This is a genomic window from Brevibacterium spongiae (genome assembly GCF_026168515.1).
Lineage (GTDB): Bacteria > Actinomycetota > Actinomycetes > Actinomycetales > Brevibacteriaceae > Brevibacterium > Brevibacterium spongiae.
Map to the genome: position 1 here is coordinate 3454520 of NZ_CP093443.1, position 20619 is coordinate 3475138.

17 protein-coding genes are annotated in these 20619 nt (G+C 63.9%); 2 read left to right on the forward strand and 15 right to left on the reverse strand.

Annotated features, from left to right (window positions below):
- Nucleotides 1-75: 75 nt before the first annotated feature.
- The 3 genes from L1F31_RS15600 to L1F31_RS15610 form a co-directional block, all read right to left on the reverse strand.
- A complete protein-coding gene (locus L1F31_RS15600) occupies nt 76-1095 on the reverse strand; it encodes a C40 family peptidase (protein ID WP_265418149.1) in 1020 nt (339 codons plus the stop codon).
- 489 nt (nt 1096-1584) lie between these two features.
- Nucleotides 1585-2709 carry an LLM class flavin-dependent oxidoreductase gene (locus L1F31_RS15605; protein WP_265418150.1) on the reverse strand — a complete coding sequence of 375 codons (1125 nt, stop codon included), beginning with the start codon at nt 2707-2709 and terminating at the stop codon, nt 1585-1587.
- Nucleotides 2710-2836: 127 nt separating this feature from the next.
- Nucleotides 2837-5191, reverse strand: coding sequence for an HNH endonuclease signature motif containing protein (locus tag L1F31_RS15610; RefSeq protein ID WP_265418151.1), 2355 nt, complete (start codon nt 5189-5191; stop codon nt 2837-2839).
- Between the two features lie 506 nt (nt 5192-5697).
- Between L1F31_RS15610 and L1F31_RS15615 the strand changes: the two genes are divergently transcribed.
- A complete protein-coding gene (locus L1F31_RS15615) occupies nt 5698-6894 on the forward strand; it encodes an IS110 family RNA-guided transposase (RefSeq protein ID WP_265418152.1) in 1197 nt (398 codons plus the stop codon).
- Between the two features lie 133 nt (nt 6895-7027).
- Here L1F31_RS15615 and L1F31_RS15620 read toward each other — a convergent pair whose 3' ends face one another.
- A complete protein-coding gene (locus L1F31_RS15620; protein WP_265418153.1) occupies nt 7028-7735 on the reverse strand; it encodes a helix-turn-helix domain-containing protein in 708 nt (235 codons plus the stop codon).
- 134 nt (nt 7736-7869) lie between these two features.
- Between L1F31_RS15620 and L1F31_RS15625 the strand changes: the two genes are divergently transcribed.
- Nucleotides 7870-9042 (forward strand): NAD(P)/FAD-dependent oxidoreductase, encoded by a 1173-nt coding sequence (locus L1F31_RS15625; protein ID WP_265418154.1) that lies wholly within the window; start codon nt 7870-7872, stop codon nt 9040-9042.
- 17 nt (nt 9043-9059) lie between these two features.
- On the opposite strand, the gene L1F31_RS15630 is transcribed toward L1F31_RS15625, so the two are convergent.
- From L1F31_RS15630 to L1F31_RS15680, 11 genes are all read right to left on the reverse strand, one after another.
- Nucleotides 9060-9455 carry a universal stress protein gene (locus tag L1F31_RS15630; RefSeq protein WP_265418155.1) on the reverse strand — a complete coding sequence of 132 codons (396 nt, stop codon included), beginning with the start codon at nt 9453-9455 and terminating at the stop codon, nt 9060-9062.
- Nucleotides 9456-9647: 192 nt separating this feature from the next.
- Nucleotides 9648-11078: an APC family permease gene (locus L1F31_RS15635; RefSeq protein WP_265418156.1), complete on the reverse strand. Its 1431-nt coding sequence runs from the start codon at nt 11076-11078 to the stop codon at nt 9648-9650.
- A 105-nt stretch (nt 11079-11183) separates the two neighbouring features.
- Nucleotides 11184-11885 carry a type 1 glutamine amidotransferase gene (locus tag L1F31_RS15640; RefSeq protein ID WP_265418157.1) on the reverse strand — a complete coding sequence of 234 codons (702 nt, stop codon included), beginning with the start codon at nt 11883-11885 and terminating at the stop codon, nt 11184-11186.
- Nucleotides 11882-13012 (reverse strand): dipeptidase, encoded by a 1131-nt coding sequence (locus tag L1F31_RS15645; RefSeq protein WP_265418158.1) that lies wholly within the window; start codon nt 13010-13012, stop codon nt 11882-11884. Before L1F31_RS15645 ends, L1F31_RS15640 begins: the two co-directional genes overlap by 4 nt.
- A 50-nt stretch (nt 13013-13062) precedes the next feature.
- Nucleotides 13063-14220 (reverse strand): DUF819 family protein, encoded by a 1158-nt coding sequence (locus tag L1F31_RS15650; protein ID WP_265420453.1) that lies wholly within the window; start codon nt 14218-14220, stop codon nt 13063-13065.
- A 168-nt stretch (nt 14221-14388) separates the two neighbouring features.
- Nucleotides 14389-14700 (reverse strand): DUF3870 domain-containing protein, encoded by a 312-nt coding sequence (locus L1F31_RS15655; RefSeq protein WP_265418159.1) that lies wholly within the window; start codon nt 14698-14700, stop codon nt 14389-14391.
- A gap of 114 nt (nt 14701-14814) precedes the next feature.
- Nucleotides 14815-15615 carry a serine hydrolase gene (locus tag L1F31_RS15660; RefSeq protein WP_265418160.1) on the reverse strand — a complete coding sequence of 267 codons (801 nt, stop codon included), beginning with the start codon at nt 15613-15615 and terminating at the stop codon, nt 14815-14817.
- Entirely contained in the window at nt 15612-16760 is a 1149-nt protein-coding gene (locus L1F31_RS15665) for a S66 peptidase family protein (RefSeq protein ID WP_265418161.1), read from the reverse strand. The genes L1F31_RS15660 and L1F31_RS15665 overlap by 4 nt, the downstream gene beginning before the upstream one ends.
- Nucleotides 16753-18408, reverse strand: a complete 1656-nt coding sequence (locus tag L1F31_RS15670) for an ATP-binding cassette domain-containing protein (RefSeq protein WP_265418162.1) — start codon at nt 18406-18408, stop codon at nt 16753-16755. The genes L1F31_RS15665 and L1F31_RS15670 overlap by 8 nt, the downstream gene beginning before the upstream one ends.
- Nucleotides 18408-19391 (reverse strand): ABC transporter permease, encoded by a 984-nt coding sequence (locus L1F31_RS15675; RefSeq protein ID WP_265418163.1) that lies wholly within the window; start codon nt 19389-19391, stop codon nt 18408-18410. The genes L1F31_RS15670 and L1F31_RS15675 overlap by 1 nt, the downstream gene beginning before the upstream one ends.
- The gene (locus L1F31_RS15680) at nt 19391-20527 is read right to left on the reverse strand and encodes an ABC transporter permease (RefSeq protein ID WP_265418164.1); all 1137 of its coding nucleotides are present in this window, start codon (nt 20525-20527) and stop codon (nt 19391-19393) included. Before L1F31_RS15680 ends, L1F31_RS15675 begins: the two co-directional genes overlap by 1 nt.
- Nucleotides 20528-20619 lie beyond the last annotated feature (92 nt).

The following is a 20619-nucleotide window of genomic DNA, read 5'->3' on the forward strand; positions in this document are numbered from 1 at the left end:
GCCATCTGGTGTGACTGCCGACTGTGAGTCAGCTTTCGGCGTCGGCTGGACTGTGTACCAGCGGTGATCGTGGGATCAGAGGATTCGGCGGGCTCCTGAGAATTCGTTGCCCGAATCCCACTTCTTCCAATCGGTGACGTAGACGTCCTTCGATGCGTTCGGCGAGTGGATCATCTTGCCATCGCCGATGTACATACCGACGTGGTGGACGGTGCCCGAAGGAGTCGAGAAGAAGAGCAGGTCGCCTGCTTTGAGGTTCGATGACGACACGGCTTTGCCGGCCTTCGCCTGTTCTCCCGAGTCGCGGGGCAGGTCGATGCCATGGGCTTTGTAGATCGAGTAGGTGAATCCGGAGCAGTCGTAACCGTAGGCGGAGACACCGGCCCACAGGTAGCGGAGTCCGTCGAACTGCTTCGCGGTCTTCACGAGGTCGTTGCCGCTGGGCTTCTCTGGTTTCCCATCGACGTCGTAGACATCGACATCGTCGATGTCGACCCAGGCGGCTCCGCCTCCGGGGAGGGCAACGCGGACGTCATCGACGTCTTGAGCGATGAGCGGCAAGTCGACATTGAAGCTGATGTCAGCACCGGTGTCCTTGGTGAACTCGATGCCGGTGAGCTCACTCTTGGGTGTGGTCACGACGGCGCGGGGCTGCTCATCGCGGAGCTTTCCGAAGCGATCGTTCTCGACCAGCTGCTTCGTCGGCAGCCAGCCGGGGTAGCCCTTTTTGTTCTTCGGGGTCTTCTGGTCCGCGACGGCGACTTTGGCCCAGCTGCCCTTGGTCTCGAGGACGGTGACTTCCGAACCGTAAGTCGCCTGCGTTTCGGTCTTGCCGGTCAGTCCGCGCCGCACATCGGTGGATTTGAGGTTCTTGTTCCACTTATCGAGGTCGACGGGGTGGCTGAGGGCAGGCTTGTCCACTTTGCGTGGGGCCTTCGGGTCGGTCCACAGCGTCGCCACTGTGACATCGACGTATGCCGTTTCGCCCTTTTCGATTTTTCCGTCGGTGATCCGTTCGAGTTCTTGGCCGGGAACGACGCCCGCCGAGATGTCAGATGTCTTCTCGGCATCGGCCTTGGTGAGACTACTCGACATTGCGGGAGCACCGGCGCCGAAAACCAGTCCGACCCCAAGTGCTGCCGAAACAGCAATTTTGGTACGCATTATTTCTCTTTCGGTCTGCGGACGCAGGGCCCGCGTGGGGGAAGTCTCCGAAGTTGCGCAAGCGCACTCGGCGTACTGTTTTCGCTGCTGACGCGGTCTCCCTCGAGAGGGTGATCGCGCCGACTTCGAGTCACAGCACGGTGGCAATTCTACTGGCTGTCTGATGACTGCCAGCAATCATGACACTGTGACAGGATAACCCGATCAGCCCGCAGTTTGAAGTCCACTTGCTCGAATCGATGCGGAGCCGAGACCTCGGCTCCGCATCGATCGACTGAGGTTCAACGACTCGGCCCACTGGTTTTTCGGGCGAGATGCACTGGTTTCAGGCGGGATACGCTGGCGGCAGGTAGGGCGCGCTGGCGTCAGACGGGGCACGCTGATTTCAGGTGGGGCGCGCTGGCATCAGGCTTCAACGCTTCAGGCGTCGACCACGGTGTTGAGCCGTTCCTTGGTGTTGAGCGCATCTGCGGGATCGAGAAGCTCATCGGCGAGGAGTTCGATCGTCTGGGTTCGACCCGGGTCTTCGCGCAGGTCTTCACCGTCCATGGCTCCGGCGATCGGCTGGATCATGATTTCATCGACTTCGAATCGTTCGGCGAGTTCCTCGAGCTGGGCGGCTGCGGATTTCGGGTCGCCGATGATCCAGTTGCTCGCAAGCTCTTCGCCGACCATGCGCTCACCGTCGCTCATAACGGAGCGGACATCCTCGCCTGCCAAGTGCAGCTTCTCCATCGGCCCACCAGTGCGCATGCGTGACATCTGCAGCATGAACGGCTCTGAACGCAGCTGTGCTTCTTCTTCAGTGGGTGCCACGACGACGTTGGCGGTGACGAAGGTCTGTGGTTCGTCTCCGTAGGCGCCGGGGGTGAAGTTGTCGCGGTAGATCTTCATTCCGGTGGTCGCACCGGAGGCGAAGTGGTTCGCGAAGACGTAGGGCATGCCCAGCTCGGCTGCCAGTCGGGCCGAGTATCCGGAGGATCCGAGCAGCCATGGCAGCGGCTGTGTGCCGGGAACTGCGGCGGGAGTCGCTTTGAGCACATGTTCGCGTCCACCATGCAGCGGGACTCGCAGACCGTCGGGCTGCATCAGGCTGAGAGTGTCGATCACGTGCTGTGGGAACTGCTGCACCGGGTCGATCGTATTTCCTTCACGGTCGACCATCCGACCCTCACCGAGGTGGCCGCGCATTGCCGCTGAAGTGACGGGGTCGGTCCCGGGTGCACGACCGATTCCCAGGTCGATGCGATCCCCATAGACCGCAGAGAGCAGAGCGAAGAGTTCGGCTACGGCCAGAGGTGCATGGTTGGGCAACATGACTCCGCCGGATCCGAGACGGATGCGTTCGGTTCCTTGACCGAGATACATGAGTTCCGGCCCCGGCATCGTCGACGCGATGGACGGCATGTTGTGGTGCTCTGCGACCCAATAGCGGACGAAACCGAGCTTGTCAGCAGTTTCGATGATCTGCTTTGATGCAGCGAACGAATCTGCGGTGGTCTGTCCCTTGCGGACAGAGATCAGGTCAAGGATGGAAAGCTTCATACCGGGTCAACAGTGTTGCTGGCAGGTTCATTCCGCCAACGCGCCAACCACAGGCAGGACCATTCCGGGCAGAGGGAAGTTGTCGTCCGGCGTACATCTGTGCGACCGAACGACGTGCCGTCGGTGTTCAGTTGAAGAGCGTCTCTCCGATCTCGCGCGCGATGAAGCGTGCGTGGAGGATCGGCTTTCTCGCGGGGTCAAGAGACGCCGGCGGCACCCACGCCGGCCGACCGTCGAAGAGCATTTCGCAATACCAATCGGACTTGTCGATCAGGTGGTGATGGGCGCCGCATGCCAACGTGAGGTTGTTGACGTCCGTCTTGCCTTCGTCCGCCCAGGGGACGATGTGGTGGGCTTCGCACCATCCGGGAGGCGTGTCACATCCGGGGAAGGTGCATCCTTGATCGCGGCTGGCGAGGATCGCCAGTTGCTTCTCGGTCGCCAGCCTCCGTTCTGTTGCCAGCGCCATCGACTTGGCTTTCTCACCCATAAGGTGGAAGAACACCGAACCGTTGAGGCCTTCGAGTGCGGCCGAGGTTATCGGGAACGGAGCTTCAACCCCGGTCACGGCTTTGCCGGTCATGGTAGCGAGGTCTTCTGCCTTGGCATTGACAACCAGAGCATAGGCTGCGCCGGCTTTGATCCGGTTCATCTCGATGCTTCCGACGAGGCTGGAGAAGCGTTCGTAGATGCGCTGGCGCACGCTCGGCTGCTGCTCGGCCATTGCGACGAGCGTGCCATCCTCCCGTACCCCGGCCCCTTTGGGAATCTCGCCGTTCCCGCCCATCTGCGGCTGTGTGAAGTCGAGCGAGGGGTCCAGGCAGTCGGAGCGATCGCCGCTCAGCACCTCGTTGAACGTGTCGACGATGGGCTGATCGCTGTCTGCTGGCTCGTCACTGGCGTCGGTTGTCTCGGGGTTGCTTTCGACTCCCTCTTCACCGGTGCCTGCTTCCGACTTGCCATCGGCCTTTATCCTCGAGGTGAGCAGTCCATTGAGGACTCCACCGGTCTCCGCGTCGAGACGGCCTTTGAGCGTCCAGGTTCCGTCCTTGAGCTGGCGAAGGTTGACGTTGAAGTCCTCCCTGTCGGCTGCGTCCTGGGGCTCCTGCCCGTCGGGGTCGATCCAGCCGAGAATCTCCTCGAAGAGTGCGTGGATGTCACGCACTCGAACACTCGGCGCCTTTTCCACGAGCAGACGCTCGGCCTTGAGCCGGTCTTCGCCGGAGACCCTGGGCGGCAGAGACTTCAGACACTTGATGATCGTCGTCGCCTGGTTGGACGACAGAGCCCCATCCCGCAGGGCCGCGGACAAGGTCGGGAATTCCGGCTCGATCGACTCCCCGCTCATGGCGGTGCGCTTGCCGAGGTGCTCGGCGAGCTGGGTTCTGCGGCTGGCTTCCTGTGCGGACACGTTGAGGCGGTGCTGGATCAGCATCCTCGTCGACTTGGCACCGTAGTCGCGCGGAGTCCCGACGCGCTCGAACACTGAAAGCGTTACCACGAACAGGGATTCAGTCAGGCGGCCGAGCGTCTCGAGACCGTCGAGCATGACCACAGCATCGTCAGGACCCATCGGGCGAGTAAAATCGCTGAGCTCGCCCAGCATGCGCTGCAGCTTTTCGACGCTGTCAGTGACCTCGGGAGCAATGTGCTTGAGGTCCGACCAGCGGTACTCGTCGAGCAGCGGGTGCGTGTTCACCACCGCGCCGTTGTCGCCGGTGCCCGCAGTCTCAACCGCTGCGGTCGAGGCCCCGTCGGAAACCGCTGCAGCGCCTTCGGACTCGAGGCGTTCGGTCACGGCTCTGTACCGTTCTGCACGCTCTTCCTCCGCCGCAAGCTCAGCTTCGCGCCTCTTCTGCTGCTCTTCATCGAACCGGGCGAATTTGGCGTCCAGCTCTGCGCCTTCGCGTGCGATCGCCTCGCGACGCAGCTCCGCCTCGAGTTCCTCGCGTGCCTCGCGTTCTTCTCGCGCGGCACGCTGTTCGGGGGTCTCTCCCTCTTCGCGCTTCTTCTTCATCCATGCGGCCTGACGCGCTTCGATCTCTTCTACGCATGCTTTGATCTCGGCCTCCGTCTGAGGCTCGGTCCGCCTGCGCGTCCACAGGCCTTCTCCTTTGCGGAAGTCGCTGCCCTGAAGCGTCGACCGGCTTCCTGCCGAGTCATTGTCAGCGGAGTCGGAAGCAACACCAGAGGTGGAGTCGGAAACAAAGCCAGAAGCGGGGTCGAGTTCGGAAGTGAGATCGAGCGTTTCCGACTCGTCGGCGATGCCGTCGAAACGGTCGGCGAGCGGGTGCCCGGTCAGGTCGAGGCCGGCCTGCTCGAGGAGCTCACGATAGGTCGGGCCAGTGTCGCCAATCGCTTCCGGGGATGCAGCTTCCGAACAAGCGGGTTCTAGGGAAACGGATTGAGCTGCTTCAGATGACGCCGAATGAGCGTCATCGTCGTTCTGTTCGTTATGCCTACGGTCGGGGATGAGAGCCATGTTCTCTGTGTCCGTTCATCATCGTTGATGTCTTCGGCTAGTCTTATTCTAATTCATGATTCGAACAAATACCATACTTTCAATCTGTTTATCTGAATTATTTTTCGTAATGTTCGAGTAGATACGATTTAGAGAGGTTGATTGAAGATAGTTCTCGGCGAGGCGAGATGGTTGCAAACCGCGACGCGGATCGCAGATTCAGCCACTTCGGTGCAGGTGACGGCGCGTCCGTCGCTTGAGTGGAATCCACCCTACGTGGCGGCACTGACGTAGAGAATGTTAGAGACAGGTTCCCGGTGTGACCCAGGCTCTGACTGACCCACCCCGTGGTGTCTTTCCTGTGATCAGTCCACCGGGAGCTTTGTCACCCACCGAAGAGAACCAGCCGGTGGGGACATGACCTCATAGGAGCGTGACTCCGCGACCACGGAGTCTCGTCTACGTCCTGTCTGCCCGACCGACTGGCCCTCACCCCCACCAGTCCAATGGAAGAGGCAGACACCATCATGACAGCACCACAACCGAATGTGTACGCCGGTATCGACACCCACCAGAACACGAACCACGTCGGCATCATCAACGAAGTCGGCAAGAAACTCGCCGACAAAGAATTCCCCACCACCAGCACCGGATACCAAGCACTGCTCGACTTCGTCCTCACCTTCGGCACCATCATCGCCATCGGTATCGAAGGCACCGCCTCCTACGGTGCCGGCATCACCGCCTACCTGCGCACACACAACATCACCGTCAAGGAAGTCATTCGTCCCAACAGACAAACCCGCCGGGGCGGGAAGTCTGACCCCATCGACGCCTACTCCGCAGCCAAGACCGTCGCCGCCGACGGCGATGACCTCCCAGTCCCCAAGCTCCTCGGCGGAGCCATCGACGGCATCCGCATGCTCTTGAAGGCCCGGACGACCGCGATGAAGGCACGCACAGCCGCCACCACACAGATCATCCATTTCCTCACCACCGCACCAGCCGTCGTCCGGGAGCAATACGCCGGACTGACCGGTGATGACCTCCACGCCGCCCTCATCGCAACCCAACCAGTCATCGATGATCACCTCGGAATAGCCCTGCGCCGGCTGTCACTGCGTATCGAGTTCCTCACCGACGAGATCGACACCGCGTACGACCAACTCGATGCCCTCACGAAAGACGTCGCCCCCGCACTAGCAGCGGCGAAGGGCATCGGCCCGGTCTCCGCTGCCAGGTTGCTAGTGACCGCGGGCGAGAACCCGGAGCGCATTACGTCGAAGGCTGCGTTCGCGGCCCTGTGCGGGACCAGTCCGTTGCAAGCCTCGTCGGGGAAAACGAATCGCCACAGGCTCAACCGGGGTGGTGACAGGCAGGCCAACAGTGCGCTGTACGACATCGTGAAGTCCAGGATGTCTAATGATCCGCGCACGAAGGAGTATGTGGCCCGTCGGATAGCAGAGGGCAAGACAAAGAAGGAAAGCATGCGGTGCCTGAAGCGATACGTCGCCAACGAGGTGTATTCCCTGATCACCGATCCACCTGCCGTGCCAACAATTGACGATCTGCGGCCGTTGCGGAAGTCGAGGAAGATAACGCTGAAGACAGTTGCCGAGTATTTCAGTACGTGGGAGACCACGATCTCACGGCTCGAACGCGGACTGACTCGCAATGACGAATTAGCTGATGAGTACCGAAAATATCTGCTCGAAACAGTTTGACATCTATAGGAGCATCACAGAGCCGTCGCCTGTCGCCGGCGCAGGGCCGCCCCCGGTCGTCTGACACAGAGCCGCTCGCGGTCGACTCATGAGAACACTAAGCGAGACGATCTCGCGCGAAGACCCTCCGTCGTCAGCTCTTCATATGGACGCGCTGCCCCTCCGGGCCGAAGAGACTGAGGTATTCGACGCCGTTCTCGTCCGCTCCCCCGAACCAGTGCGGAGTCCGGGTGTCGAACTCCGCGGCTTCGCCAGCACTGAGGGTCATGGTCCGGTCACCGAGGATGAGCGTGAGCCTCCCCCTGATCACGTAGACCCATTCGAATCCGGGATGAGTCTTCAGGGAACCGAGCTTCGGCGTCTGCTTCCCGTCGACGATGTGCTTGAAAGCCTGCACACCGATGGCTCCACGGCTGAGCGGCAGGATGGTCTGATCGTGGAACTTCCTCGGCGAGATGTGGATGCGCGGATCCCCGATCGGCGGAGTCCCCACCAGCTCATCGAGCGGCAGCCCGTAGACTCCGGCCAGCGGCAGCAGCAGTTCGAGGCTGGGCTTGCGCTTGCCCGACTCCAGCCGAGACAGAGTGCTCGTCGACATTCCGGACAGCTCTGCCACCTCGTCGAGGGTGCGCCCCTGCCCCTGCCGCAGACCGCGCAGTCGCGCACCGACTCCGGCCAATGACTGTTGGATGGCCCGCTGCGGATCCTCCGGCGCCGATCCTGCTGACGCGGCCGATCCCACCACCGCAGCCGAACCCGATGCCGATGCCGTTCCTGCTACGGGCGTCGATCCCACCGCCCGCATACCGGCCCGATTCTCCCAATGGTTGTGCTCAGTCATGCTCATAGCATCGCAGAATTTGCCGATTCTGCAAACCAGTTTGCAGAGTTGCGTCTGGGTGTCACATGCTCATAGACACCACGAATCCGATCGAAGCGCCTTGTGCGATTCGATCACCCACTCCAAGGAGCATCATGTCCGCACCAAGCACCCCTGCCAACGCAGCCGCACCACGCAACCCCGATAACGCAGCCGCACCGAGCACCCCAGCCAATCCGGCCGCACCCGATACCTCACATCCATCCGCCTCGAACTCCCCTGACTCCCTCGCTCGCCAAGCCTTCGACGTGGCCGTCATCGGCGGAGGGGTCGCCGGACTCGCCGCCTCGGTCGCCCTGGCACGATCACTGCGCTCCGTCGTCGTCATCGACTCGGGTCAGCCGCGCAATGCGCCGAGCGCGCATGCACATAACGTCCTCGGCCAGGAGGGCATCAACCCGCGAGAACTCATCGCGAAAGGCCGCGCCGAGGCGGAGGGGTACGGAGTCAGCTTCATCGACGCGACCGTGACCCACGCGCACGCAGCCGATCCGAACGGTGCCTCAGCCGTTCCGAACGGTGCCACAGACAACTTGCCCGGCAGCACGATCGAAGACAGTGATCACCCCGCCGAGGCGGCTCCGTCCCATCGATTCGAACTGACCACCTCGGCGGGGGTGGTGATAGCGGCCCGCCGCGTCATCATCGCGACCGGATTGAGCGATGCGCTTCCCGACATCCCGGGGCTCGCCGCAGAGTGGGGCGAGACCGTCCTCCACTGCCCCTACTGCCATGGGTACGAGGTGCGCGGGCAGCGCATCGGCATCATCGGCACGACCGCTATGTCCTACCACCAGGCGATGCTGTTCTCCCAGCTCAGCGACACTGTCACGTTTGTTCGTCACAATGCTGCCGCACCTGATGCGCAGCAGTCGGAGATGCTGGAGAAGCTCGACATCGAGTATGTCGACGCCGCCATCACCGAGGTGGCCCGCACCGATTCGGAAACCATCGTCTCGGTGGGGGCAGCAGGACCAACCCACACAGCCAGCGCTGCGCATGAGCTCGTCTTCGACGCGCTGGCAGTCGGCACGTATGCGCGAGCGAATGCCGAATTGTTCTCCCAGCTCGGCGGCGAGGTCATCGACCATCCGAGCGGAATGGGCAGCTTCATTCCCACGCAGATGGCCGGCCAGACCGATGTGCCGGGCGTGTGGGCGGTCGGCAACAGCGCAGACATGTCGGCGATGGTCGTCGCCAGCACAGCGAGCGGCGTGCTCGCCGGCGCGCATGTCAACGCCGATCTCATCATGGAAAAGCTCGGCTGAGACCAAGACTCACTCCGTCAGTGTGCGGCCTTCACGCAGAGCACGGGCACCACGGCGTCGAGGATGACCTTCTGGATCGTCGATCCCAGAAGGAACTTCCCGACCGGTGTCCGCTTCCTGGTTCCGAGCACGATCAGCTCGGCCCCCACCTCGGTGGCGGTGTCGAGGATCTGCTCGGCCGGGTCGTATTCGCTGCCCATCGTCAGGACGCGGAATTCCACTCCCGACCTGCCCAGATAGTCCTTCACAGACGCGAGCTCACCCTCGCCGAGACGGTAGGAGTCATTGCGCTGGGCCGACCGTGAGGCATTGACGACGACCAGCTCCAAACCGTCCTTCTTCGCCTGCTCGATGCCGGCGTCGAGGGCGGCATGTCCGGCGGGGTTGTTGACGTAACCGACGAGTACTGTCATTTTTCACCTTCGTTGGGTTGAGCTGAACAGATCCGAGTGCGCAGGCCGGGAACCCACCACCTCAGGATAACGAGTCTCGCTGACACGGCGGACAGACCGTGCCCGAAAGCGCGGCCCAGCCTCCGCCAACCGCACACGACGCCGTGGTCACGGCGGAGCGGGACGGTGGGCCGCCTCGGCGAGGGGACGGGTTCACGTCAGTTCTTCGGGGTTGCGGAACCGGGTGCTCGTTCCCTTCGTCGAACGATTCCACAGCCAGGTCACGAACCACAGGACGACGCCGATGCCGACGAGCGCCACCGCGATCTGATACTGGATGAGGTCGTCGAGGCGGGCCCACGGACCGACGAGGAACACACACGTGATGATGCCGATCCACGGCAGAATCGTCGGTGCCTTGAAGTGGTCCTTGCCCGCCTTGTCCTTGCGCAGGATGAGCACAGCGACGTTGACGACGGCGAACACCGCCAACAGCAGCAGCGAGGTGGTGCCGCCCAAGGAGGCTGTGACGCTCTCGGGCAGGATCGTGGTGACGACGAAGATGAGCGCATAGGCGATGAGCGTCGTGAAGATGATCGACACCCACGGCGAGCGGCGACCGGCCAAGACCTTCGCGAACACGGGTGGGAGCACATTCTGCTTCGCCATTCCGTACAGCAGTCGACTGGCCATGAGCATGTTGATCAGGGCCGAGTTCGCGACGGCGAACATCGTCATGAACGGGAAGATCGTATCGATCGGCAGGCCCGGGGCACCCTCGCGGACGACCTCGAGCAGCGGAGTCTCGCTCTCGGTGAGCACGCCGATCGGCACGGCCGCGACGGTGACGATGGAGACGAGCACGTAGATGATGCCGGTGATCGTCAGCCCGGAGAGCATGATCTTCGGGAACACCCTCGGGTCCTTCGTCTCCTCGACCATGTTCACCGAGTCCTCGAAGCCGACCATGGAGAAGAAGGCGAGCGCAGTGGCGCCGGTGACCGCGAGGAAGACGCTCTTATCGCCCTCGGTCTCGAAGATCATCACGCGCGAGAAGTCGGCATCGCCGGAGCCGAGTGCGAAGAACCCGACGACGATGACCAGCAGCAGGCCGCTGAGTTCGATGAGGGTGAGGACGACGTTGAACCACACGCTCTCCCCGACACCGCGGAGGTTGATCAGCGCGATGAGCGTGAGGAAGGCCAGCGCAATCCACATCACCCCGGTGCCCGATATGTCCCAGCCGAAGCCGGCCACGAGGTTCGCGGCGAAGACGTTCGATGCCGTCGACGCTGAGGTGATTCCTGAGCTGAGAACCGCGAAGGCGACGAGGAACGTCACGAAGTGGATGCCGAACGCCTTGTGTGTGTACAGCGCGGCACCCGCGGCATGCGGGTACTTCGTCACCAGCTCCATATAGGAGAACGCGGTGATCAGCGCGATGAGGAAGGCGAGGATCACCGGTGCCCATCCGGCACCTCCGACTTGCCCGGCCACCTTGCCGGTCAGCGCATAGACGCCGGTTCCGAGGATGTCTCCGACGATGAACAGAAGCAGAAGCTTCGGCCCCATGACCCTTTTGAGGGTCTCCGGCTGCTGGCCGTCACCGGGGTCGATTGTGGTCGTGGGTTCCTTATCGCTCACGATTCCTCCGTGTCCAATGCGGCTGCTGTGCCGCATACCTGGCAACCCTGACTGTGGTCAGAGCCTCGCCCAGTATGCCTCAGACTCAAGCCTCAGACACATGTTTCAGTCTCGGACCACAGCGAGAAACGCCGAGAACAGGGCCTTCGCATCACGTTCGCTCTCCGGCCCGAGCTCCGTCGCCTCTTCCAACAGGGTATCTTTGTCGAACCCCAATGTCTGCAGTTTCGCCGCGTCCCAGCGTTCGATGTTCGCCCGCGTCGACTCCGGATGGAACTGCGTGCCCCATGCCCGACCGACCCGGAACGCCTGGAATTCGCAGGCTTCGCTCCTGGCCAGCAGCGTCGCTTCCTGCGGCAGCGCCACGATCCGATCGACGTGGCTTTCGACGAACGACGTCTGCTCCCGGATCGCGGAGAACACGGGGTCGGCGGCCGCCTCGGCGGTGGTGTCGATGCGTGTGTACCCCTTTTCCGGAGCGCCGGTCCGTGTCCGCACATCGCCGCCGATGACGTGGGCGATGAGCTGCCCGCCGAGGCAGATCCCCAGCTGCGGCAGGTCCGTGTCCAGGGCGCGGCGAACGAGCTCGGCCTCAGCGGCCAGCCACGGTGCCCGATCGGTCTCATCGGGCATGTATCCGCCGCCGAGCATGACGAGCCCGTCATAGGCGTCGAGCTCGGCCGGCTGCGGCAGCGGCGAGACCCCGCCGATCCGCAGATCGAACTCAACGTTCTCGCTGATCATCCACTGGGTCAGCAGCCCCGGCTGGGAATCGATGTCATTGACGACGACGAGGAGACGGGTCATGATCCCGCCCCCGCCGAGGCGGCTGTGCCGTTCGCCGCGGCTGTGCCGTCGTCCGCGGAGCCCGCGTCACCCGCAGAGCCCGCGTCTTCAGCGGAACCGAGGAACGCCGTGTACGCGTCCTCGTGCGCGTCGAGGACGCGCATCGCATTGTCGAAGCCGAGCTTGCGCAGATCGGTCTGCGACCAGCCGCGGGAGGCGAGTTCGGCGAACAGGTTCGGGTACTGTCCGGCATCACCGAGTCCGGTCGGCAGCTCGTCGACTCCGCAGATGTCACCGCCGAGGCCGACGTGATCGATGCCGATCCTCTCGCGCACGTAATCGCAGTGATCGGCGACTTGCGCCACGACCACCTCGGGGGCGGTGCCCTGCTCTCCGGCCTCCACCCATTCGCGGCGGGCGTTCGAGACGAACGAGGGCACGAACGTCATCATCGCCACTCCCCCGTTGCCGGGGACGCGGTCGAGGACGTCGTCCGGGATATTGCGCGGATGCGGGTTGAGCCCGAACGCGCAGGAGTGGCTGAAGATCACCGGCAGCGTGCTCAGGTCCAGCGACTGGTGCATGACGGACGGCGCGACATGGGACAGGTCGACGATCATGCCGATCCGGTTCATCTCCGCCACGACCTCGCGGCCGAACTCGCTCAGTCCCCCGTGGACCGGCTCATCCGTGGCCGAGTCGGCCCACGAATGCGTGGTCGACCAGGTCAGCGTCATATACCGGGACCCGGCGCGGGCGTAGGAGCGCAGCATCGCCAGGGACTCGTCGATCTGCTGGCCTCCTTCGACTCCCATGAGCGAGGCGACCTTTCCGGCGGCTCGGGCGGCACGGACGTCGGCGGCGGTGCGGGCGAAGGCGAGTCGTTCGGGGTAGGCGGTGACCACCCGCTGGACGGCGTCGATCTGCTCCCACGTCGCCTTGACGGCATCCGCACCGGTGATCGAGGAATGGACGTAGACGGACCAGTACTGCGCGGCGACGTGGCCCGCGGCCAGCTGATCCATCGTGGTGAACGGGGACACGGACGGGTCGTTGAGCCCGTCGACGCTGTAGTCGCGTTCCTCGCGCAGGAACCAGGCGAGGTCGTTGTGTCCGTCGAAGACGTCGACGGGATCTGGTGCTGTCACGGTGTTGTCCTTCCGGTGGGATGGGCGGGGTGGGTGGGGCGTTTCGTTCATCATGCCAGCCCTGAGAGGATCTGCGCCGACCACAGACCCAGGAACGTGCCGAGGAACGTTCCCATCAGCGCGAACAGCACACCGACGGGCACGAGCTGCCGGTTGAAGGCACCCGCGACGACCGGCGACGAGGCGATTCCGCCGATGTTCGCGGTGCTGGCCACAGCGATGCTGAAGAGCTCGGTGCGGGTGAGCTTCGCGTAGATGAGCATGATGGCGATGTGGACGAGAAGGACGATGATGCCGGCGACGAGGTAGAGCGGCGCCTCGGCCAAGGAGGTGAAGTCCGATCCGGAGGCGATGATGCCGATGATGAGGTAGAGCAGGATCGTCGCGAGCTCGTTGGATCCGGAGGTCTTGCCGAACCGAGTCGATCCGATGGCGAGGCCGAGGACGCTGACGATGAGGATCGTCCACGCGGTGCCGTCGATGACCGCTCCGACCTCGGGCAGCAGTTCGCCGAGGCGGATCGCCAGAGCAGAGGCCAGAAGTGCGAATCCGATGAGCCCGAAGACCGATGACAGCGTCATCGGCTTCTCCTCCTCGGCGGAGACCCTGTCGGTGAAGTCGAGCTTCGACATATCGGCCTTCGTCCACTTGTCGAATTTGTCGGAGACCGTGACCGAGGAGAAGACGAGCAGCAGCCAGAAGGAGTAGAGCACCGTATCGACGATGAGGACGTAGCCGAACACGTTCTTGGGCGCCTGGAGGACCTCCTGCACCGCGACCATGTTCGCCGAACCTCCGGTCCAGGAGGCGTTGAGCGCGCCGAGGGCCTTCCACGCTTCAGGGTCGAGGCTCGAGTGGAGGATGAGGTAGCTGATGATGAAGCCGATGATGATGCTCGCCGCGGTCACCGCGAAGGTGAGCAGCAGTTTGGGCCCGAGCTTGATGATCTGCCGGATATCGCATTTGATCAGCATGAGCAGGATCATCGCGGGCAGCATCACCTCACGCAGGGTGTCGCCGACCGCAGTGATGTCTCCGCCGTCGTGGTCGAAGACGCCGACGGTGTTGAGCAGCGCGGCGACGATGTAGAGGATGACGAAGCCGGGCACGTATTTGAAGAGCTTGAAACGTCCGCTCCGGTCCGCGACCACAAGGGCTGCGGAGATCGCCAGAAGCAGGCTGATGAATAGAAAACCGTCCGTGATCACTAACGACACTTCCTCATTGAATTCGTCCACCCCGACAGAGTTCCCCGAGGTGGAGCAATGTGCAGTTGTCGATCGGATCCGGTCCGGTGAAGGGCCAGGCAATCGTGATGGTCGGTTGCGCTGCTGCGCAGCAACTTCGCGAAACTGCTGCGTGGCGAGCTTGCGGCGCTACTGCGCGGTGACCTCGCGGTACTTCTTCACAGCATTGTTCACTGCTGTGATCAGCGCCTTCTGCGAGGATCCGTGGTAGCGGCGCTGAATGCGCTCGAGCAGCCGACCAGGGTCCGTGATGTCGGCATCGACGAACAGGCTCCGAATGAAGTTTCGGGTCAGAGCCAACGTCGCCGTGCAGTCCACATCGAGGATTCGGTGGGTGTCCGGCTCGATCTCGAAAGCCACGTAGAACAGACCGAACTGGCTGGTGATCGGGTTGTTCGACGGAGCTTTCGCTTCGCCTGTGAGGTAGATCGTTTCGGACATCGCCCCCAGACTACCGCACGGCTCTCCGCGCCGGACGGCGTTCCGTACTCCGTGCCGGACGGCGTCCGGTACTCCGTACCGGAGAGCGTTCGGCGGGTGTCAGCATCCGCCCCTTCACAGGAATCGGTGGATCGCTTCGCCGGCCCGTCGCATGATCGGCATGACGTCGACGACGCGGTCGGTGCCAGGCTCCCAGTTCGCGAACACCGCGTAGGCGACGCGGCGCTGCGGCGTCATGACGATCCCGGCGTCGGCCCTGATAGTCCCGTTCGTGCCCGTCTTGTTCCACACCCACACATCACGCTGATAGTTGTAGTGCGCGAGCGGATCGAGGTCGAACGCCGAGGCGACCATCGAGGTGTCCGCTCCGGCTCCCAGCCAGCGGCGGAAGATCTCGTTCGTCGACTCGTCCCAGAATTCGTCTTTCGCATGCCGAGCCATGAAGTCGCTGAGCTCCGCCGCGGTTCCGGTCGACAGGGTCCGCGGAGCCTTCGCCGGTCGCGGCCAGCGGAGGAAGTCGTGCAGGCCCGAATCCGTGTACCCGAGCCGCTCCACCTGGGCCGCGACATTCTCCAGACCGACCCGGCGGATGAGCACGTTCGTGGCGAAATTGTCGCTGAAGGCGCCGATGAGCAGCGCCACGTCGAAGATGCTCAGGTCGTCCTGTTCCATGAGGTACCAGATACCGGATTCGTCGACTCGCTCCGATGGTCTGCGGTGCAGACGTTCTTCAAGGTCAAGCGTGCCGTCCTTGTACATCTGCAGAGCCGTGTGGAGCAGGAACACCTTGCCCATGCTCGCGGTGTCGAGTTCATCGTTCTCGTTGTGGGCGAAGACGCGTTCGCCGCTGTCGACGTCGAAGGCCAGCGCACTGAAGCGCACCCCCGGCAGTCCGTCGAAGTTCAGGTCGCTCATGGTCGAGCCTCACTTTCTGCTGTTGTGTTCGCTGCTGGGTCCACCCACAGGCGCGGTCGCTCACCTGCCGGAGCGTCGAGGGTGACGTCGACTCCGAGCGGAACGCTCGGCGCATCCGGGTCATGGCCGAACCCCATCTCCGAGACGATCGGAATCCCGGTGTCGCCGAGGTAGTCGATGACCAGTGCCTCGACCTCGTGCACCTTCGTACAGTCCTCCCACGATCCGAGCACCACAGCATCGGCCGAAGCGAACCATCCGCCGCGGACGAGCTGCACAAGCAGATTGTCGAGCCGGTACAGCTCCTCGTCGACGTCTTCGAGCATGAGAATGCTCGGCCCGCGCGTCTCCCGTCGCTGCCGGACGTCGGCGAGCTCGGGACTGCCCATCCCCGCGGCGACGAGGCTGAGATTTCCTCCGCCGAGGCGGCCCTTCGCTCTCCCCGGAACCAAGGTCTGAGCCCGGCTGAGCGGACGAGCGGTCTCCGCCCCAGCAGGTGCCGCAGAAGTCTCGGCAGCCTCCTCTGCAGGGAAGCCGAGTTCGCGGCCGCCCCAGGGTTCGAACAGCCAGGACGCCACCTCGGTGGGCACGACGGCCGAGTTCTTGAACGGGTCGTTGCCGACCATCGGGCAGAACAGCGTCGCGACTCCCAGGTGGTGCTCCCACGCCTGATGCAGCGCGGTGATGTCCGATGATCCGGTGAGAAGTTTGGGTCGACCGTCTCGGCGCCACATGTGCTCACGCATGAGCTCGAAGTCGATGCCGTCGAGCAGCCTCATCGCACCGAAGCCGCCGCGCAGAGCGATGACGGCGTCGGTGTCCGGATCGCACCACGCGGCGACGAGGTCGTCGCGACGCTGCCGATCCGTGCCGGCCAGATAGGTCACTCGCGGATGGCGGGCACGGATGTTCTCACCGGGGACGACGTGCAGACCCCAGGATTCGAGCTGCGCGATCGCACGCAGCAGGGACTCTTCATCGGTCGGCCCCGACGGGGCGATGAGCCGGACGGTGTCACCAGTCTGCAGCGGCGCCGAGGTCAGATACGGACTCGGCTCGGCTGCGCCCGTACGCCCCACTCCGGACCAGCCTGCCGACGCGGCCGCAGAGCCGGACGTGACGCCGTTCGCTGCGAAACTACTCATTCCTCACCAGAGCCTGACTTCCCAATCGGGGAACCGCTGCCAGCAGTTCCTGCGTGTATTCGTGCTGCGGGTTCGACAGCACCGTGTCCACCTCACCGTATTCCACGATCTCACCTCTTTTCATCACGGCCACGGTGTCCGCGATGTTCCAGGCCAGTCCCAGGTCGTGGGTGATGATGAGCGCACTCATCCCGAGGTTCTTCTTCAGCGCGAGGAACAGCGACAGGATCTCCCCGCGCACCGAGGCATCCAGCGATGCAACCGGCTCGTCGGCGATGAGCACCTGCGGCTCCAGGGCCAAGGCACCGGCGATGACGACGCGCTGCCGCTGCCCGCCGGAGAGCTCCTGCGGTATCGACTCGAGGTAGTCGGCGGCCGGAGAGAGCTCGGCGGCTTCGAGTGCCCCGATGACCCTTTCGTATTCCCGATCTTTGATCCCCTGCACCCGCAGCCCCTCGACCACGGCCTCATAGACGCTGCGTTTGGGGTTGAGCGAACCGGAGGGGTCCTGGAGGATCATCTGCACCTGCCGCCTGAACGTCCGCAGCGCCTTCGCCTTCCGCGGCAGCGGCTTGCCCGCGAACGACAGCTGCGAACCCGGCTCCACCTCCTGCAGTCCCAGCAGGGAGCGCGCCAGGGTCGTCTTGCCCGACCCCGACTGACCGACGACAGCGAGGATCTCGGCCTTGCGCAGCCTGAGGTCGACCCCGCGCACGGCACGCTCCCGCCCCCTGCGGGTGTCGAAGGAGACGCTGAGGTCCCGCGCCTCGAGCACCACCTCATCACTCATGGCGAACGGCTCCGCCCGGGTCACCTCGGCGGGTTTGAGGGTCCGTGGATTCAACCGGGATTCGGGGTCCCCGATCTGCGGGAACGCACCGGCCAGCTGCTTCGTGTAGTCCTCCTGCGGTCGCAGGCACACCTCGTCGCTGGGCCCGTATTCGACGAGGCGGCCGTGGCGCATGATCGCAAGATTCGCGCACACCGATGACAGCACTGCGAGGTCATGGCTGATCATCAGCAGCGAGATCCCCCGCTCGGCGACGAGGGCGGCGAGCCCGGTCAGGATCTGCTTCTGCACGATGACGTCGAGGGCGGTGGTCGGTTCGTCGGCGATGATGATGTCAGGTTCGCAGGCGAGCGCCATGGCGATCATGATCCGCTGCTTCTGTCCGCCGGAGAGCTCGTGCGGGTAGGCGCTGGCCTTCGCCCGTTCGAGGTTGACCTCGTCGAGGAGGTCGAGCATCCGCGCCCGACGCTTCTCAGGAGTCGTCCACGTGTCCTTCGCATGGTGTGCGAGGGCTTCGATGATCTGACCGCCGACCTCGCGGACGGGGTTGAGCGAATGCAGCGCCCCTTGGAACACGATCGAGGCCTGCGCCCACCGGACGGCACGGACTTCGCCGAAGCTCAGATCCTTGAGATCCTTCCCGCCGAGGAGGACCCGCCCGTCCAGGTGCGCCGACTTCGGCAGCAGGCGCAGGGCCGACATGATCAGCGTCGACTTCCCGGATCCGGATTCGCCGGCGATGCCTAGCGTGGCCCCGGCGGACAGGTCGAGGCTGACATCGGACACGGCAGCGACGTCGCCGCGGTCGGAGGAGGAACGGTAGGTGATCGAGACGTTCTCGAAGCTCAGATCGGTCATCAGCGGCTCCTCAGGGCAGGGTTGATGATGGCTTCGAACGCGCGCCCGACCATCGTGAACGCGAGCACGACGAGGAGGATCGCGATGCCCGGGGTGAGCACGTACCACCAGTAGCCCGAGGTCGCGGCCGAGACGTCCATCGAGTTCTTCAGGATCGTTCCCCACGATTCCTTCGACGTATCGCCGAGGCCGAGGAACGACAGGGTGGATTCGGCGATGATCGCCCCGCCGACGGTCAGGGTCGTGTTCGCGAGGACCAGCGGCATCACCGCCGGCAGCAGGTGCCGGAACAGGATATGCCGATGACCGGCACCGAGGATGCGCGCCCTTTCGATGTAGAGCCGGGACTCGACGCTCAAGGTCTGCGAGCGCACGATCCGTGCGGTCGAGGCCCATGAGGTCAGTCCGATGGCGACGACGATGGTGAAGACTCCGCGCTCGAGGACGGAGGAGAGCACGATCGCCAGCAGCAGGGATGGCAGCACGATGAAGAAGTCGACGATGCGCATGATGATCCCGCCGAAGAGTCCGGTGAAGTGGCCGGCGGCGAGTCCCATGATGGTGCCGATGACCATCGACATGACGGTCGCTGCAACACCGACGAGGATTGACACACGTGCACCCCAGAGGATGCGCACCCACATCTCCCTGCCCAGGTCATCGGTGCCGAGCGGATGGTCGAGGCTCGGCGGAGCGTAGCGGGGTACGTCGAGCTGCTTCGTGACGTCGAGCATCGATGCGGGGGCGATGATCGGGGCGGCGACCGCGATGACGATGAAGAAGATGAGGACGACCGCGCCGATGAGCGCGGGCACGTCCGAGCGGAACAGAGCCCAGTTCTTCTTCCAGTTGTTCAGCCGACGTTCGCGGACGAGTTTCGCACCGTCGATGACGGGCGACGAGGCGCGGGAGTCTGTCCCGCGCGGATCCGGTTCGTTCGATGAGGGGCCGGGGGCCGCCTCGGCGGGGGTGTTCGTGCTCATCAGGCCCTCCTGACGCGGGGATCGAGGAATCGGTAGACGATGTCGGCGGCGAGGTTCATGACGATGATGATCGCCGAGAACACGACGAACGTGCCCTGGAGCAGCGGCAGGTCGGGGCCGCGGATCGCTTCGAATGTGAGTTTGCCCAGTCCCGGCCAGGAGAACACGGCCTCGACGGTGACGGCACCGGCGATGAGTCCGCCGATGTGGAGGAAGACGACGGTGACCGTCGGCAGCAGCGCATTGGGCACGGCGTGCTTGCGGCGGACCTCGTCCTCGGTCAGGCCCTTCGCGCGGGCGGTGGTGAGGTAGTCCTCGTTCATCTCTTCGAGGAGGGAAGCGCGCATGACCATGAGGAACTGTGCGTAGACGACCGCGACGAGTGAGACGACGGGCAGGATGAGGTGTTTGATCACGTCGATGATTCCCGCCGGTGACCATGGGTCGATGCCGGGGGTGATCATGCCGCCGGTGGGCAGCCACTGCAGGGTGCCGCCGAAGATCATGAGCAGGATGAGGCCGAGCCAGAACGTCGGCACGGACCAGAAGATCAGTGATGTCGAGGAGGCGAGCTTGTCGAAGAGCGAATTGCGCCGCCAGGCCGAGAGCTGCCCGAGCCACAGTCCCAGGGCGATCGCGATGACGGCGGCGGTCGCGGTCAGCAGCAGCGTTGGTCCCAAGTATTCGCCGATGAGCGCGGACACTGACTTGCGGTAGACGTAGCTTTCGCCGAGGTCGCCGGTGACGATGCCGACGAGGTAGTCCCAGAACTGGACGATGACGGGTTTGTCGAGCCCGTACTGGCTGCGCAGCTCGGCGATCTGTGCCGGGCTCATCGGCCGTTCCTTCGCGATCTTGAGCACCGGGTCACCGGGCAGCATGCGGAACGCGAAGAAGCCGAGGAGGATGACGAGGACCATCGAAGTCGCGGCCCCGCCGATCTTGCGCAGCAGGTAGCGGGCGAATGATCCGCCTGCCGGTGGTTCGTCCATATCTGCGGCAGCGGAGGATCCGTCGGCGGTGTCGGATCCCGTCACCGAGGCGGCTCCTGAGTTCTTCGCGAATGTGCCCGATGGGTCGGGGTCCCCGTTTCGGGGATCCCCTGATTGGGGATCGTCGTGGGTGGGTGTGCTCACTGTGGTGCTCCAGGTAGTGGGGGCAGTCTGGGGGTCCGGGTGCCGCAGACGCTGCTGGTGATGTTGGTGCTGCGGCACCCGGACCTCGGGGA